Origin of the sequence: Synechococcus sp. PROS-9-1, assembly GCF_014279775.1 — a bacterium.
Classification (GTDB): domain Bacteria; phylum Cyanobacteriota; class Cyanobacteriia; order PCC-6307; family Cyanobiaceae; genus Synechococcus_C.
Window position 1 is genome coordinate 1,134,623 of the sequence record NZ_CP047961.1, and the last position, 16,008, is coordinate 1,150,630.

The 16,008-nt window shown below is 49.0% G+C and carries 14 protein-coding genes and 1 other RNA gene; 7 read left to right on the forward strand and 8 right to left on the reverse strand.

Annotated features, from left to right (window positions below):
* Positions 1 to 1,401, forward strand: coding sequence for a BCD family MFS transporter (locus tag SynPROS91_RS05990; RefSeq protein ID WP_186519534.1), 1,401 nt, complete (start codon positions 1 to 3; stop codon positions 1,399 to 1,401).
* A 1-nt stretch (position 1,402) separates the two neighbouring features.
* On the opposite strand, the gene SynPROS91_RS05995 is transcribed toward SynPROS91_RS05990, so the two are convergent.
* Positions 1,403 to 1,630, reverse strand: a complete 228-nt coding sequence (locus tag SynPROS91_RS05995; protein WP_186519235.1) for a hypothetical protein — start codon at positions 1,628 to 1,630, stop codon at positions 1,403 to 1,405.
* A 73-nt stretch (positions 1,631 to 1,703) separates the two neighbouring features.
* Between SynPROS91_RS05995 and SynPROS91_RS06000 the strand changes: the two genes are divergently transcribed.
* Complete coding sequence (locus tag SynPROS91_RS06000; protein WP_186519237.1) at positions 1,704 to 1,988, forward strand: DUF2103 domain-containing protein; 285 nt, start codon at positions 1,704 to 1,706, stop codon at positions 1,986 to 1,988.
* Positions 1,989 to 4,037: 2,049 nt separating this feature from the next.
* Here SynPROS91_RS06000 and ssrS read toward each other — a convergent pair.
* The 3 genes from ssrS to SynPROS91_RS06015 all read right to left on the reverse strand — a co-directional run bounded on the left by ssrS (position 4,038) and on the right by SynPROS91_RS06015 (position 6,350).
* Positions 4,038 to 4,225: non-coding RNA, 6S RNA (gene ssrS, locus SynPROS91_RS06005), on the reverse strand.
* Positions 4,224 to 5,426: a 5-(carboxyamino)imidazole ribonucleotide synthase gene (locus SynPROS91_RS06010; protein WP_255439630.1), complete on the reverse strand. Its 1,203-nt coding sequence runs from the start codon at positions 5,424 to 5,426 to the stop codon at positions 4,224 to 4,226. Before SynPROS91_RS06010 ends, ssrS begins: the two co-directional genes overlap by 2 nt.
* Positions 5,427 to 5,453: 27 nt before the next feature.
* A complete protein-coding gene (locus tag SynPROS91_RS06015) occupies positions 5,454 to 6,350 on the reverse strand; it encodes a carbohydrate ABC transporter permease (protein ID WP_186515626.1) in 897 nt (298 codons plus the stop codon).
* Between the two features lie 50 nt (positions 6,351 to 6,400).
* Here SynPROS91_RS06015 and aroB point away from each other — a divergent pair, with 50 nt between their 5' ends.
* A complete protein-coding gene (gene aroB, locus SynPROS91_RS06020) occupies positions 6,401 to 7,534 on the forward strand; it encodes a 3-dehydroquinate synthase (RefSeq protein ID WP_186515627.1) in 1,134 nt (377 codons plus the stop codon).
* Here aroB and SynPROS91_RS06025 read toward each other — a convergent pair.
* Complete coding sequence (locus SynPROS91_RS06025) at positions 7,506 to 8,768, reverse strand: class I SAM-dependent methyltransferase (RefSeq protein ID WP_186515628.1); 1,263 nt, start codon at positions 8,766 to 8,768, stop codon at positions 7,506 to 7,508. The two genes, aroB and SynPROS91_RS06025, sit on opposite strands and share 29 nt — an antisense overlap.
* Before the next feature lie 30 nt (positions 8,769 to 8,798).
* Here SynPROS91_RS06025 and SynPROS91_RS06030 point away from each other — a divergent pair, with 30 nt between their 5' ends.
* A complete protein-coding gene (locus SynPROS91_RS06030) occupies positions 8,799 to 9,608 on the forward strand; it encodes a TPM domain-containing protein (RefSeq protein ID WP_186515629.1) in 810 nt (269 codons plus the stop codon).
* 15 nt (positions 9,609 to 9,623) lie between these two features.
* Here the strand turns inward: SynPROS91_RS06030 and SynPROS91_RS06035 are convergent, their stop codons facing one another.
* The 3 genes from SynPROS91_RS06035 to SynPROS91_RS06045 all read right to left on the reverse strand — a co-directional run bounded on the left by SynPROS91_RS06035 (position 9,624) and on the right by SynPROS91_RS06045 (position 12,587).
* Positions 9,624 to 10,376, reverse strand: coding sequence for a glycoside hydrolase family 104 protein (locus SynPROS91_RS06035; protein ID WP_186515630.1), 753 nt, complete (start codon positions 10,374 to 10,376; stop codon positions 9,624 to 9,626).
* 265 nt (positions 10,377 to 10,641) lie between these two features.
* Entirely contained in the window at positions 10,642 to 11,736 is a 1,095-nt protein-coding gene (locus SynPROS91_RS06040) for a hypothetical protein (protein WP_186515631.1), read from the reverse strand.
* Complete coding sequence (locus SynPROS91_RS06045; protein ID WP_186515632.1) at positions 11,730 to 12,587, reverse strand: TIGR04168 family protein; 858 nt, start codon at positions 12,585 to 12,587, stop codon at positions 11,730 to 11,732. The genes SynPROS91_RS06040 and SynPROS91_RS06045 overlap by 7 nt, the downstream gene beginning before the upstream one ends.
* Positions 12,588 to 12,681: 94 nt before the next feature.
* Here SynPROS91_RS06045 and nadA point away from each other — a divergent pair, with 94 nt between their 5' ends.
* From nadA to SynPROS91_RS06060, 3 genes are all read left to right on the forward strand, one after another.
* A complete protein-coding gene (gene nadA, locus SynPROS91_RS06050) occupies positions 12,682 to 13,617 on the forward strand; it encodes a quinolinate synthase NadA (RefSeq protein WP_255439989.1) in 936 nt (311 codons plus the stop codon).
* 836 nt (positions 13,618 to 14,453) lie between these two features.
* A complete protein-coding gene (locus tag SynPROS91_RS06055) occupies positions 14,454 to 14,936 on the forward strand; it encodes a DUF427 domain-containing protein (RefSeq protein ID WP_186515634.1) in 483 nt (160 codons plus the stop codon).
* A gap of 20 nt (positions 14,937 to 14,956) precedes the next feature.
* Entirely contained in the window at positions 14,957 to 15,490 is a 534-nt protein-coding gene (locus tag SynPROS91_RS06060) for a PAP/fibrillin family protein (protein ID WP_255439631.1), read from the forward strand.
* The last annotated feature ends 518 nt before the right edge of the window (positions 15,491 to 16,008 follow it).

Here is a 16,008-nt window from a genome sequence, read left to right on the forward strand (position 1 = left end):
ATAGCCCCATCCATTGAGATGAATGACGTTCCAGGTCTTCGCTGGCCAACCCTGCTGCGGTTGAGTCTCTTTCAGGCCTGTCTTGGAACCCTTGCGGTGCTTTTCACTGGCACCTTTAATCGCATTCTGATTACAGAACTTGCCTTTCCTGCATTACTGGCAGGTGGAGGCTTGGGATTTGAGCAGCTGGTCTCACCAGCACGGGTGCTGTTCGGACACCTCAGTGATTCTCATCCCTTATGGGGTAAACATCGAACGCCCTATGTCCTACTCGGAACCGTCGCTATTTGTCTTTTGGCGATTCTTAGCGTTCCGGTTAGTTTCAAGGTGAAGGAAGCTCTAGACAGTGGATCACCCTTAGTAGCTGCAGCTGGTATTGCTGCATTTTGTGGCTTATTTGCTCTCTATGGATTGGGTACTTCTTTAGCGAGCACCTCCTATTTAGCCCTCGTTATTGATCGAACAACCGAAGAGCAAAGACCGCGATGTATCGGTGTGATTTGGGCAATGCTCACAATAGGAATCATTGTTGGTGCGATTGCCATCAGTCTTGCCGTTCGCTCGATCGATGGCATTTCAGATCCAGTGATTCTCCAGAGCTGGCTTCAGAAGTTCATGATTTCAATAACTACAATTGTAATGGTGTTGGCCATTGTCTCCACCTGGGGCGTTGAAAAACCAGCAAGTCCTGGAAGTGTTCGGGCTGTGCAGGATTTGGTCACACTTAAAGATGCCTGGGGAGTTGTCACATCAAGTCGTCAAATAGTTATCTTTTTTGGATTTTTAGTTTTATTTACTCTTGGACTATTTTTGCAGGATCCAATTCTGGAAAGTTTTGGTGCAGAAGTGTTTGGAATGCCAGTATCTAAAACAACTTTGCTTAATGCTTGGTGGGGATCAGGAACCCTTGTTGGTTTGCTTTTAGCCGGCTGGTTTATCACACCAAAGCTAGGAAAGTTGGCCACTGCCAGGTTGGGATGCTGGATGGTGATGGGTTCATTATTTCTATTAGTGGTCAGTGGCTGGCAACAAGCTTCTGGACTCCTTCCTGTTGTGATGGTGCTGTTTGGCTTAGCTGCAGGAGTTGGCACCAATAGCGCACTCACTTTGATGCTTGACCTCACTCTTCCAGCGATGGCAGGAACCTTTGTAGGCATTTGGGGGTTAGCGCAAGCTCTCTCTCGAGGCTTTGGCAAGGTCGTGGGTGGTGGGCTGCTTGATCTAGGTCGTCAGCTTTTACCCAATGCTGGTCCGATGGCTGGGTATGGCTTGGTTTTTACGATTGAAATTCTTGTGATGGCAGGCGCTTTGATTGTTCTTAATCAGCTCAGCGTCGCTCAATTCAGGGAATCCACCACGCAACGACTCGACATGGTGTTGATGGCCGAAATCGACGGTTGAATCAAGCAGCAGGTTTACGAGTGGAACGAGTCAGTGACAACAACGCTTTGGTACGCAGCCGTTGGGTTTGAGCAGCAAAGACATACCGAATCACTTTTCCTGGGCAAAGAGCGAGCCCCCGCACCTCATCACCATGCACCTCGGCCGTGAGGATCTTGGCTTTTGGGCCCAATCGAGATGTCAACGGAGCTGAAATTTCAGTCGTAACAGAATCGACAGATCGGAGCATGGCTCGCAAGGAACTCTTCCCTAATCTCTAGCCAGAGCAGCTAACTTAAACAAGCTTTACTTCTGATCCCTTCGTGGGCCGTCTTGTCGTTACCCACAGCACCTATGTGAAGGGACTCATTCCCTGGCTGAAGGTTTTGGCGAATGACCCACAGATCCAGACCATCACCCCTGGGGTGATTGCAAGGGTGAAGGGTCGTTGCCAAGAGCTAACGCTGAGGCCATCTGTTGCGATCCGCGGTGGATTCAAGCTGATGGCACGTCGTGGCAGGACGGCTCAGGAAGTGTTTGTTATTACAACTCTAGAAAAATCAGATTTAATTGACCGTTTAGCTAGCTCGAGGTCTTCGATTCTTTAAGCATGAAGAAGGCCCCTATCCGAATAGGCATTCATCGAATCAGATCGTCACTGGTAGCAAAGATTATATATAGCCCCATTCGAATGCTTATAACGATTGTCCATATCGCTCTAGCAAGTTTCTCTGTCAATGATACATATCCCTCCGTCCATTCATGTTGAAAGAGCAGTCCGCAAGGGCAACATCCCCCATCTCAACAGCTTAGTGCTCAAGAACAACTAAACACCCAGAGGGCTCAACATCCGGCACAGTAAACAACTGATAAAGATGTACAGTTGAAAAAACTATAAAGTATCAGATTGAAAGGAGGCTAAGTTCTCACGCATTGAATCTAATCTTTCAATGACGTGTTCTTGCATCTGCTCTGGATGACTTCCCCATGCCTCAAGCAAGACAGTGCTTCCTATCAGGACAAAAAATATTGTAATGAATTTCGAGAGATGATTGTCTCTACTTTTGCTCTTAAAGAGGTAGCGTTCCAAAACCATTCTCCACTTGCTGAGTTGAACTTAAATTAATGACCGATTGGATGCTTGGGTGTTTGCATTGAACTTAATTAGAGATTACTGAGTCGTATAAATACTGGGATGTAGAGGAATGATTCTTAGAATCGGACCTAGAAGATGGTTGTTAAAAGTGTTTGGCATTAGATTCCCTTTTGCCTACACATCATCTTTCAGGTTCCTCTAGAGACAGTGATGAAAAGGGCATGACTACTGTTTCCTCTGCTACTTCTGTTGGTATCCTGCACACCAAAGAGATACACATCTGCTCGGTAGAAAGGGTGGGCCGTTGTTACTTTAAAAAGCAGGAGAAAAATAGGTGTGGAATTCGGTTCTAACTATCCTGACAACATGAGGAGACTTGACAACTTCTGTGAGTTCTTCAAGAAATAGATGATGAAAAAGGCATTAATCCTGCTTCCTGCTCTGCTCCTGTTGGTCTCGTGTCAATCGAGAGAAGAGATGTTTAGGGAGACGTGTGCAAGGTTAAATTCAGGTGGTGTGACTGAGCAAGAAGCGAGAGGCAAGTTAGGGATGAAAGAGGATGAAGGTATGTGGGTGTTCTGCATGTACTACAGACCTAACTAACCCCCTCCTTGGATTTTAAAAATAAATTTCCAAATCCTATTCGCTATATCTATGGCGATTCAGCTCACCCGGGCGGGAATCATCTACTAAGACTTTAGATTTCGTACTGAGGGTGGTAGCTCTCAATCCTCTTTTCTTATATTTTGCCGCTTATTGGTGGCTGGCTGGGGCCAGTGGTTGATTATTTTCTGTAGTATTGAGGACTCCGATAGTCAATAACACCAGTAACAGCAATGCCTTTGCATCTGGCGTGAGTTAGTTGATACATCTACATCTATTAACAAGAGCATCACTACTACTATCCCTGATCAATTGGCATCACTGTGATCTTGGGGTAGGGCTGTGCAGTATTCCTGCTAGAACACTAGGCACTAAAATGTTATCAGTAGAAATATTTAGGATGAGTAGATATAATCAGCAATGCCATGAGCATCATGGATTAAGTGTATTTGTTTGTGCATCATATTCTTGCTTTGTATCGGTAAGCGATGACGATCTCAGCTTCATAGGCGCGTACTCGTTGATGGCTAGAGACGATGCCAGAGGGCTCTGCAAGCGTCCTAGGCATCAATCAGCCGGCAATATAAATTTGTATTCACAAGCAATCACTACCACTACTTGTCACCTAGCAATGCTGCTGGCTGTTCTCACCATTCCACTGGTCATCCTTGGGCATGTGACTCTTACTCCACAACAGAACGCCAAGTGCCTCCGTTCTGAAGGACACACCTAGATGGCAATCGCTTCACGCCTCAACGTCTCTCTAGCAACAGCAAGGAGGGATGCACTCAGCTATCCCGTCTTCGACAGCTCGACTAATCCCTACTCCTAAGCAGAAAACCTGATTCTTCTGACACGACCTAATAGCGCTCTGAGTAGTGCTATTAGGTCGTGGTTTGACTAATTCAGCAACAGAGGCAATCAGCTTATAAATCTTGCTATCACTGGCTTCTTAAGGTGGTGAACCGCTGTGCCGTGCGAGCCCCAGTGTTCGACCTGGAGTTACCAGAAGGGACGAAAGATTTCGAGAGGATTCGTTTCCGGCTACGAGGCCGGTTTACGGCACCAACACGACAGTCACCCCATATCGAAAGAGAGTCAGATCAGAGCACTAGAGAAAGGCTGTCACCAACACAGCAGTTCTCTACCAATTTAGGGGAAGAGGCCAGATTTCACGAATAGCTTGCAGCATTTGCTGTCCTCGCTCGGCACGCTCATCAGCGCTATGGCCATTGAGAAGGGTGGTGACATGCCCCACTTTGCGTCCAGGGATCTCATCTTTTCCATACCAATGCAGATGCAACGCCTCGATCGAGCGTAGTTTTGAAAGGCGTTGCTCAAGTGGTTCTGCCTGGTCGGCATTGAGACCGAGCAAATTGACCATCAAGGAACCATCGGCAATGAATTCTGGATTGGGGACATCCAGGCCTGCTGCAATGCAGAGTTGTTGATCAAATTGACTGCTTGAACAGGCCTCAATTGAAAAATGGCCTGAATTATGCGTTCGGGGAGCTATTTCATTAACAAATAAACCCTCCGATCCATAGAAAAACTCCAATGTCATCACTCCCACGTAGCTGAGCTTTGTGAGAATTGAGGCTGCAATGTTGTAAGCCGTTGCCTCAACAAGTTGACTCACTGGAGCAGGAGCAATGACCCAGTCGCAAACCTGATTTTTCTGATGCGTTTCGGCTAAGGGCAGGCTACGAATTCGCCCTTTTGAATCTCGACTTACAACAAGAGCTAGTTCCTGCTCGTAGGAAACCCAGGCTTCGATTAACCACTCATGGGTATCGACGTTTCGAAGCAACTGAACCAAGCCGTTTAGATCTTCCACAACCCTTGTGCCCTTTCCGTCATAACCGCCGTAGGCAGCCTTCGCCATGACAGGGAATGTCCATCCGCTCGGTAAGGATGGCGATCCAGGATTGAGTTCAGCTAATGAAATCCAATCTGGACTTGGAATTAACAGATCATTGAGTAGTCGCCTCTGGGACAACTTATTAACGAGAGGGATCAGGCTTGCCAGTGAAGGAGTGAATTGCACTCCCTGTCGCTCAAGAGGCATCAAAGCATCGACAGCGACCCATTCGTTTTCGAAGGTGATGCCTACGCAATGCGATGAGAGCTCCCTTGTTGCACGGACATCTGTTGATCCCGCAATCACTAAATCCTTAGCCAGTGAGGCAGCAGGGTCTTCAGCTTTTGACGCTTGAACCGCAAGCGTCAAACCTCGTGTTTGCGCTGCTTCACCAAGCATGAGGGCAAGTTGCCCTCCACCGATCACCCCAATTGTGTTGTCAGCGTTGGGCATCCGTTGCAGATCGGTCTGGGTGGAGCTTGTCATTCTCTCCTTTTAGCAACGATGACAGCCCTAAATCAGGCTTCGTTCTCCTCCGAACGCAAGTCGAATGGCTGTGAGCAATAAAACGAGTAGGAACAGCGCGAGCCCAACCGTGCAGGCATAGCTGATTTCTAGTTCTGCGAAAGCCTGGTCATAGACGTAATAAACGAGGGTGCGGGTGGAGTCTGCAGGGCCACCCTGTGTCATCAGAAACACCTCCTCAAAGACCTTGGTTGCAGCAATCGCGGAGATCACAGCCACCAAGGTGACGTAAGGACGCAGCAACGGCAGAGTGATATCAACATGCTTCCGCCAGCCTTCACTTCCATCCAGTTCAGCAGCTTCATAAAGCTCTGTTGGGATGCCTTGAAGTCCACCCAGGAAAATCACCATGTAGTAGCCCAATCCTTTCCATAGCGTGACGAGCATCACTGAGGGAAGGGCTAAAAACGGATTGGTTAAAAAATCAATGGGGATGAATCCTTGACCAATCAAGGCGCCAAGCCATCCGTTAATTAAGCCGTTTTCGGCATAGAGCCATCGAAAGGCGATAGCAGCTACAACGATCGACACCAAAACTGGCGTATAGAAAGCAGCGCGCAGGATGTGAACACCTGGAAGGACTCGATTAACAAGAACCGCCAGGGTTAGGGCTCCGATCACAATCGGTGGAACGACACCAAATAAATAAATCAAAGTGGTGCCTAGCACCTGATAAAACATTGGATCGCCAAGGAGCCGCTGAAAATTGGTTAAGCCAATAAATTTCAGTGGTTCGGTGACATCTAGTCCTGTTTGCGTGAAACTGATCACCAGCGCCATCAATGCTGGAACCAATACGGAAAGGCTCAGAAGAATGAGGGCAGGAGCTAGAAACCCCCAAGCAATGAGCGTGGACCGCTGTTTGGACGTTGAAGGCAGGGCCATCACCAGCGCCAGATGGTTTGAAGGAGAATAGATCCGTCACAGCGGGCGGCATGACCCAATCCCAACCGAGCTCCACATCAGCGGTAGCTGTAAGACGTATCAGCGTGGCGCTCGAACACAATCCTTATGACGTCGTGATCAACTGCGGAGGTGTGGATCATCTCGGCGCTGAATTGCTTCGAATCGGGATTCGCCCGAACACCAAAATCCTGGTAGTCAGCAATGCAGATGTTGCTACGCCCTATGGAGGCCGCTGTCTGTCCAGCCTCACTCAGGAGGGATTTAAAGCCAGTTTGCTGACGATTGCCGCAGGGGAAGATCAAAAAACATTGAACACTTTCAGCACGATCCTTGATGCTGCAAAAGAGAAAGGGTTGGAGCGTCAGTCATTGATGCTCGCTTTAGGTGGAGGTGTTGTTGGAGACATGACTGGGTTTGCAGCCTCTTGCTGGCTGCGCGGAATCGGAGTAGTGCAGGTTCCGACAACGCTATTGGCCATGGTGGATGCCGCAATTGGCGGAAAGACGGGTGTGAATCATCCGGGCGGTAAAAATCTGATCGGCGCCTTTCATCAGCCAAGGCTGGTGATGATTGATCCAGACACGCTTCAGACCCTTCCCGTGCGCGAATTCAAGGCTGGTCTCGCTGAGGTGATCAAATACGGAATGATTGGAGATTCAGAATTGTTCGACTTGCTCGAGCGATCCGCCGGCTTTGACGACCCTCTCTCGATTTCCACCGAGCTGCTGGAAACGATGCTCGAACGGTCTGCACAAGCCAAAGCACTCGTTGTCGCTGCTGATGAAAAAGAGGGTGGTCAGAGGGCCATCCTCAATTACGGCCATACGTTTGGACATGTGGTCGAAACACTGACTGGATACGGCACCTGGCTCCATGGCGAAGCGGTTGCGATTGGCATGGTGGCGGTGGCTTCACTCTCCGTGCAGCGCGGTGTTTTGCCCCAAACCGATGCTGAACGTCAGAAACGTTTGATTCAAAGTGCTGGACTGCCCAGCCAATGGCCTGATCTCGATCCAGATCTGGTCTTAAGCACGCTTCAAGGCGACAAGAAAGTCCGCAACGGTCGTCTTCGCTTCGTGCTTCCGACACGTATCGGTGCTGTGTCGATCGTGGATGACGTAAGCAGTGATGAAATCAAAGCCTGCCTGGCATCGTTGCGCTGATGTCTGAAGGCTCTTGCAGGAATTGACTCCGCTCACCAGTTCCTGAATTTGGGAACAACGGGTTGAATCGCAGGAACGACAGCCATCGAAATTCCCCAAGGCAGGCAGGATCGACGAGACGCAGGAGAGCTTCACGACGTTGCAGCACCTCAGCGAGTTGGTGGCCCGCAAGCTGTTGAAGACTGCTGAATCGCTCAGCAAGGCCTAAGGCCAGTAGAGCCTCACCCTGTCGGCACTGCCCCTCCAGGGTCCAACCATTGGTAGTGGCTTGATGCACCATGGTCTCAAGACAGAGATGAGCCGTGAGGTCTTGTTTGCCTGCATCAACCAAGACGTTGTTACTGGCTCGTTGGTTTCGATAGGCCATGAGAGTCCCCTCTCTGCGTTGAGCGGAGTAGTAACGATGTGCCTCGAGGGCATAGTCAACAACAAGGAGATGGCCCGCGATTAAAGCCTCAGACGCCTCTGCGAACCAATTGGCGCATTCGTCATGCCATTCCGTGGTCCATCCGTCCTCAGCGTCCTCTGGAGGCAAAGCAATCTGTGTTGCTGACAACGTTGCGTTCATGCGCTCTTGAAGCGTCTGAGGGATGGGTTCAATTCCCCAGTGCAGACCCTGATCGCCATTGTTTTCATCTTGCAGTTGAACGGTTTGACGATGCAGCCGTCCGTCGTTCAGTTCAAGGCGCTCCACCGGAAAGGCATCGAGGAGCTCATGAGCAATCAAGACACCTATCACCGGGCTGGTCTTGAGTTCTGATAAAGAGCTCCAGCGTTTCCGAAAGAGTTTATTGAAATCCCCTGACCCCTGGTGCTGCTCTATCCGTTTGCGTTGACGCTGTTCCATCCCTGGATTGGCTTCAACCAAAACGAGCTCAAGTCGATGGACCAGGTCGGGAAGCTGCTCGCTCAAATAGTCGATGAGATCACAACTCAACTCCGCTTCACCAGGCCCAACTTCAACGATGGAGAGGGTTTCCGTTGGGTGGTTCAGAGCGAGAGTTCGAAGCCACTGGACAAGCTGACAAGCCATCAAGGCTGAAAAATCAGGACCCAGGGTGGCTGACGTCACAAAGTCACCTCCCTTGCCAATCTTCAGTTGGCCACTGCCATAGGCCCCATGTTTAGGGTCATGCAAAGCCCAGGCCATGAACTGGGAGAAGGGGACGGAACCGCCTAATTGCTTTAAACGCTGGTGAAGCCATAAAGGGCAGGGCGCAGCAGGGCCTGTCATTGAGGAGAATGCCTGTAATGCGACAGAGCTATGGGAACACAACCGCGCTTCACACGATTTTTGTTCCCGCTGTTCAGCTTATTTCTGTTGCTTCTCGTCGCAAGTCCAGTCCAGGCGATTGACAACCCAGAGCTACTTCCCGACCATCCAACCCCGGTGATCGATCTGGCTCACGCCTTTAGTGACAATCAACTCAAAGAGCTTGAAACGTCATTGGATGCGTTTGAACAGAGCAGTGGCTGGAAACTGAGAGTTCTTACCCAGTATGAAAAGACTCCTGGTCTCGCCGTTAAAGAGTTTTGGGGCCTCGATGAACGGAGTTTGTTGATTATTGGTGATCCTCGCGGTGGGAATTTGCTCAATTTCAACGTGGGCGATGCCTTTTTTGCCTTAATGCCGCGGACCTGGTGGGTGGAGCTGCAAACGCGTTATGGAAATCAGTTTTACGTCCGCGACAACGGTGAGGACGGTTCACTCTTGGCGACAATCGGAGCCGTAGAACTTTGCCTGGATCGAGGCGGTTGTCAGTTTGTTCCGGGTTTGCCGCGGGAACAATGGCTCTTAACTTTGGCCACTTCGGTGCTTGGTGGCTTAATCGCCGGATTTGCTGCCTATCCGCGTAAAGAGGGTGAACGTATCGCCTGGGCTTGGGTACTCCTGTTGTCTCCTTTATGGGTGATGTTGTTTGGCGTGTTTGGCATCGCACCGGTGGTCACACGAACAAGCGATCTGTTGCCGCTCGTTCGCAACGGGATGGGATTCGTTGGAGGGATGGTGGGTGCCTATCTGATCGCCCAAACAATCGTTGGCCGAAAATTGGCAGAAGAAAATGACAAATAAATGGCCCCCATTAAATCAAGATCCTGATAGGGGCATGCCACAAAGAATCGTTGGTCCTGTGCAAACAGGGGCTTTGGGCCCGTTGCTGCCAATGTCATCGTTGAGAGCTTCTTGGCGTTGATCTCTGATCTGACGCAGCTGACTCAGATTGACCTGATAAAACGATTGAAGATTGGCGAAACGTTTTACAGGCTGGCCGTAGTAACTGCGGCCGCGAAGCGTAGGGAAAGAGGCCCACTCCGGAGCTAGCTTCGCCGCGAGCTGAGGTGTCATCACGCCAACATCTGTGAGGCGCAGAGCTTTTCGTCTTTGAACGAGGAACAGAGCACCTTGATCTTGAACTTCAGGTCCAAAACCCTTCACCCCCAAACTGCGCTTCACCAGATCCCAGGTGAATGGCATGAACTGATAGGCACCAGCCGCAGCACTCGCATAACGAGAGGAATAAATGACGCGATCGGGATGGCGATCCATCGACCCCATCAGCCCCCCGCCAAACATCACGCGATAACCAATATCGAGACCGTTTTTCCAGGTTCCTTCAGCGAAGCGGATCGTATTGAGAAGAGCCCGTCGCTCTGGGGTAATGATGTATGGGAGGGCACTGACAGACTGATCTCTTGAAGTCATCAGTCCAGAGCGTGATGCTTGAAGCGTTGGCATCGCAGCTACAGCAGCTTCAGCAGACTGAGAAGCCATGAATGCTGGACCAAAACTTGCGAGAGCCGCTGGAAGGAGACGACAAACGGTTTTCGCAAGAACAGTCATACGTGTCAAAGAAGCAAGATTGACCGGAAAGGGAGATTAACAGTCCGCAATAAGGCGGCACTCGAAATATCAAATAGAAACGAAATTGAACGAAATTGGCTCAATAACAGGAACTTTGACGAACGAGCTCGAGAGACCCAAGAGCTGATGTGACAGATGAGCAATTGCCCCTAGTCACTGCCAAGACTCATGTGGGACGCATCATGCGCCAAAGCCAGAGCGCACCGACCATCTCGGCAGAGATTAAAAAAAGTAATTGCAACAATCAGACGTGCTGAACTGTGCTCGATGCCACCGTGGCCAAAGCCTTTGCTGCCTCTTCAGCACCCTGTTTTGAAGCAATCGGGCGGATTGCATCGACAAGTTGTTGATCGAGTTCCCATTCACCTTGATTGAAAGCATGGCGACTGAGAATCCTGTGTTGTCCATACAGACGAAGGCCATCCATGAGCACGGAAGCCTCAGCGAAGCCTTCACGCTCCACGACATGCATCCCTAGGTCTTGGCTTAACGCTTCACAAAACGTGCTGTAACCAGGCTTGCCTAAGTGTCGGTCGCAAAAAGGCATGACATCAAAAGGCCGAACACTTTCGGGCAAAAGAGTGACATTGCCCTCAGATTGAAAGTTGGCACGCAGATGAGGAGCCACGGGGGCCGGCATCAGAAAATGATGATGGGGCCAAAGACGAAATAAGGCAGGGTCAATCGCGACACCCAAGCCCCCAAATCCAACAAGCACGAGAGGTTGCTGGATGTGTTCCAAGTGTTGACGCAATGGGCCAGGAAGTTCGCGCAAGGCAGAGACGGTGACACCTAACGCCTGCTCGTCTATATCCCAGTGCATCGCCAGTGAAAAAGGGCAGCGCAACAGCAGATACCCCTGCCGGTATTGAGCGCGTGCTGATGCTGCGTATTCGGTGAATCGTCCACCAAGGGGTTCATAAATGTCATCCCAGCCGAAATTACCCATCCAAACCAAAGGAGCGCCGAGCCTTTCAGCCAGTACTGCTGCTGCCGGTGGGATATCACCAACAACAAGAACTGGGGTGTTCTGCTGAGCAAGCCAGGCAGCCTCTTGATCGAGACGTTGTGGCAACTGAGCATCCAGAGCCTTCAAGGACTCCAGGGTTCTCTCTTGATCCACGCCGAGCGCGTCGGCCTGAATCATTCCCACATCCCAACCAACAAGGCGTTGCTCTACGGGCACAGCACCGCAGACCAGCTTCAGAAAATCAGCAGAGACCAGGGAGCTGACCACAAGCCTCCAGGACGGACGAAGCTGATGCAAAGCGCACAAAACAGTGGCTTGTCGTGCAGCGTGTCCAAAACCATGACTGCTTAGGCAGACATAAATCAGCATGACCTAGAGCTTTCACTGGGTTGCCTCAACAACGTTTGCTCGTAGGCAAGCGTTCCATTCGGATGGAACCAGCGATGGCTTACAAGACTGAGTTGACGACCTTCAAATTCAACCCAGGTGAAATGAATCAAAGTCTGTCCCGCTTCGTCTGATCCCGATCGTGGAACGCACGCGGCATTGACGTAGGCGGTGCCATAACGATCACGATGAAATGTCATCCGTTCTCCCTTCCCCCCTCTGAGGCTGTGATGCATGTGGCCAAACACCACCAAATCAGCAGCTCGCCGGCGGCGCAGGGTCTCAACAGCAATCGCAAGATCACGATCGCCCCAATCAATGTGGGGATGTTTCCAATCCCGACCACAGATGCTGGACGCATCAGAACCAAGACCAGTGGGTCCACTGTGGGCGAGAAGCACGAGTGGCCAGTCGTCGGGTGCGTCTGACGCCGCCTGAACGATCCGATCAACCGATTGCTGCTCAGTGACTGGGCCGAACACACTTTGCACCGCTTCAGACAGCTGATAACCACCTCCTGAACTGCATGGACGGGCGCCAACAATGGCAACTTCTGGAGTCGACCAATTGCGCAACTTCCAGGAACAGTCGAGATCCCCCAACATGGAAATCTGCTGTCGCAGACGTTCACCACTGCGATCTCTCCCTCGGTCGTGATTACCAAGGATCACGGCGCAGGGGAGCTTCAAACGCGTAATGGCTTTCACTAAGCGCAGATCACCATCACTCAAGTCGCCCACGAACAACAGAGCATCAGGCCGCAACTGCTCGAGCAGCTGTTCGTCGTGACAGGTCCAGTCACCATGAAGGTCTCCGGCTATGGCGAGGCGCAATCTGGTCAGGAGTGGTGCCTAAGCTTTCAACATCCTGCCCGATGTGGCCAGAATGTCTGAAATCAACCCTGAGACAGAGCTAGGGAACAGGATCATGAAAGATACTCCCGGTGATCTGGTCAGCGCAATCAACCAGCTTCGAAGGGATCGCAACGCCATCGTATTGGCGCATTATTACCAGGAACCAGAAATACAAGATATCGCTGATTTTATTGGTGATTCCCTAGAACTCTCACGTAAAGCAGCCAGCACAGATGCAGATGTAATTGTATTTTGCGGCGTACATTTCATGGCAGAGACAGCAAAGATTTTAAGTCCAGACAAGATTGTCCTGTTGCCTGATAGCGACGCAGGATGCTCACTAGCAGATGATTGTCCAGCCGATGAATTTGAGGCATTCAAAGCCAAGCATCCTGAACATTTTGTTGTCAGTTATATTAATTGCACCGCAGCTGTAAAAGCACAAAGTGACTTAATATGCACTAGCAGCAATGCCGTTGACCTTGTTAATCAACTTCCGTCTGATCAACCTATTTTATTCGCCCCAGATCAAAACCTGGGACGCTGGGTCCAACGGCAAAGTGGGCGTGAACTCACATTGTGGCAAGGACGCTGCATCGTTCACGAAACATTTAGCGAAGAGGCTTTATTAAAACTTAAGCTTCAACACCCCTACGGAGAAGTGATTGCTCACCCTGAGTGCATGGAAAACCTACTTGATATAGCGGATTTCATAGGCTCAACCAGCAAACTCTTGGCGCATGCACAATCGAGTTCTGCAAACACTTTTATCGTGCTCACTGAGCCCGGTATATTGCATCAAATGCAGAAGATGGTTCCCAATAAAACCTTCCTCGACGTACCAGGCCTGGACGGATGTAGCTGTAATACATGCCCTTACATGCGGATGAATAACCTTGAAAAACTATGGCAATGTCTGGAGACGCTTGAGCCTAAGATTGAAATGGACGAAGACCTACGAATCAGAGCATTGGCTCCAATTGAGCGAATGCTTGAAATGAGTAAGTAATAGAATTCCAATACGATTCTTAGCTTAATCACTAAAAACTCTATTCAATCAAACCATTCAACAGTTATGTTCATTTCGGACGTCTAATCTTTAAAAAGATTGTAAATAGCTTTGGTATATTTAATATCTTAAAACCCAATCCAACGTTCAATCCGTGTGGAAGCCAATGACTTGTTCCATAAGAAATACTAGGTGCTCATAACACTTTGGTGCTACTGACTGTAAGCGAAACAGCCAACTTTGAGAACGACTGTCTCATCAATGCTCGAAGTGTTAAAAAGCAAAGGCTACGTAACTGATCCCATGCTGAAAGGAGCATTGATCACCGATACCCATGCAGATCATCAGCCAAAGGCCCTGCAGAGTCCTGAGCTATTAAACAAGAGAAATCTTTTGCGATTTCAAATTGATCGTGAGCTCAGGATTCACTCGGAAACCGATAGAGAAGCGCTAAAGATGTCAAGCATAAGTGGTTAACTTACATGATTCAGCTATAAATAGATATTACACAGGACAGTAGCGATCATAAGTATCAAAAGCGAATAACTAGGTCTTATCCATAGGCATCTCGCCATTGGTTGATCAATTACCGTCTGAAAAAAACGATGAATCCCGTCTAGACAGACTCACAAAAAGTAGAACAATACGAGCAACATGCTGATTAATTTCATTTCACTAGTATCCACAATTGGAGAAATTTTGGGATACTACTTTGTTAATTGACAAGCAAAACCTTGCTAAAGAAACAATTGGCAAATGAATAACAAAAACGATGTAAGGTAAACCCACAACCAAGCATCAATAATGCCTAAAGTAGTAAATGGTGACGTGCCTAAATGCCAACTGAAGAAAGAGTATCCAACTACCCAAGGCCGCCATTGGTTGAACTCATCAATGGCGGCGTCTCAGTTCGTGTTGCCGATGAGATTATTGCTGAGGATAACCGCTACGTACGTGTGTGCGAAACCTTTCATCCGCCAACGATCTATATCCATCAAGACGCTTTTATCAAGGGATCGCTCCATCAGACCACTGGAAGGGCCACATTTTGTGAATGGAAGGGAGTGGCAGAGTACTGGTCACTAAGTAAAGCCGATGGGTCTGAGCTCCGACCACGTGCTGGATGGAGTTATCCGAAACCAACGGAGCGTTTTGCACTCCTTGAGGACTGGATCAGTCTGTACCCCCAATTAGTTGATGCTTGTATTTTGGAAGGTGAAAAGGTATTCCCACAGCCTGGAACCTTTTATGGAGGATGGATCACAAGTTGGACCATCGGTCCTTTTAAAGGCGACCCAAATCATCCTGAACTAATTTAATGAATTGCACAGATCAATTAATGGAGCTTCTGCGCTCAGATCCTGGGAATGGTTTGATTCCTTCATTGATCATGCAGATTGAAACGAATTCGAACGTAGATCTTGAATCTGATCTGTTGCTACTTAAAGGAGTATGGGAATTGAGATGGAGTAGCTCAACCCAGCCATGGCTGAAACAAGCCAATTGGCTAGAAAACCTGCAGATTCTTGATCCAGAACAGAAAAAAGGTGTCAATCTTTTGCGTTTAAGTTCACCCATTGGTGCAGTGGCAGGCATTGCTGTTGAAGCTGAGCTATCAATCAACAGTTCCAATCAAGTTGGCGTACAATTTAAAAAAGGTGGTTGGCTTGGTCCATCTCTTCGTAATGGTTGGAGACCTAAATTACTTACTAAAATCAATCAATCGTTTCCTGCTTGGCTAGATATCACAGGACTTGATAACACACTTCGGATTTGCCGTGGTAATGCAGGAACTTGCTTTGCACTAGTTAAGAGACCCGACCTAGCAGTTTCCGACTGGATTCCTGCAACCATCGAGAAGATGGTGTCATAACGGGAAGGCATTTGGTCGTTACCATTTTTCTAATGATCATTGTCATTCAGATGCCCAATGGATCTGCTTCAGGGTCCAGTCATGGCTCTATGAGACGCAGACATTAGGACAGAATTTTGAGTGACCAGCCGATTGCGTGATGATCCAGCTCAGCAAGTATAAACACCTATCAACATCATATAAAGTTTGATGTAGAATTATTGAGATTTAATAGGTCTAGGGCATGGCCAATCGCTCATCAGCATTTTGTTCGCTGATTGCTTTCACTGCTTCGATCACGGCAGAAGCGGTCTTAGTGCTGGCACAGCCCTCAGATTTGGCCACAGTCAAAAAAGGACTAAATTAAACCATGTCTATTGAACAAAGGTGCAGGAATCAACAAGCTATAGCAGACAGAATATTTATGGATTTTAAATATACAAAACCAGGCTCAGACGAACAAATACGCGCACTCGAAACATTTTATTTCCTTGTTTGCATGTGGGCTGATTTCTTCCTTGTAGAGGAAAGGACTCAAT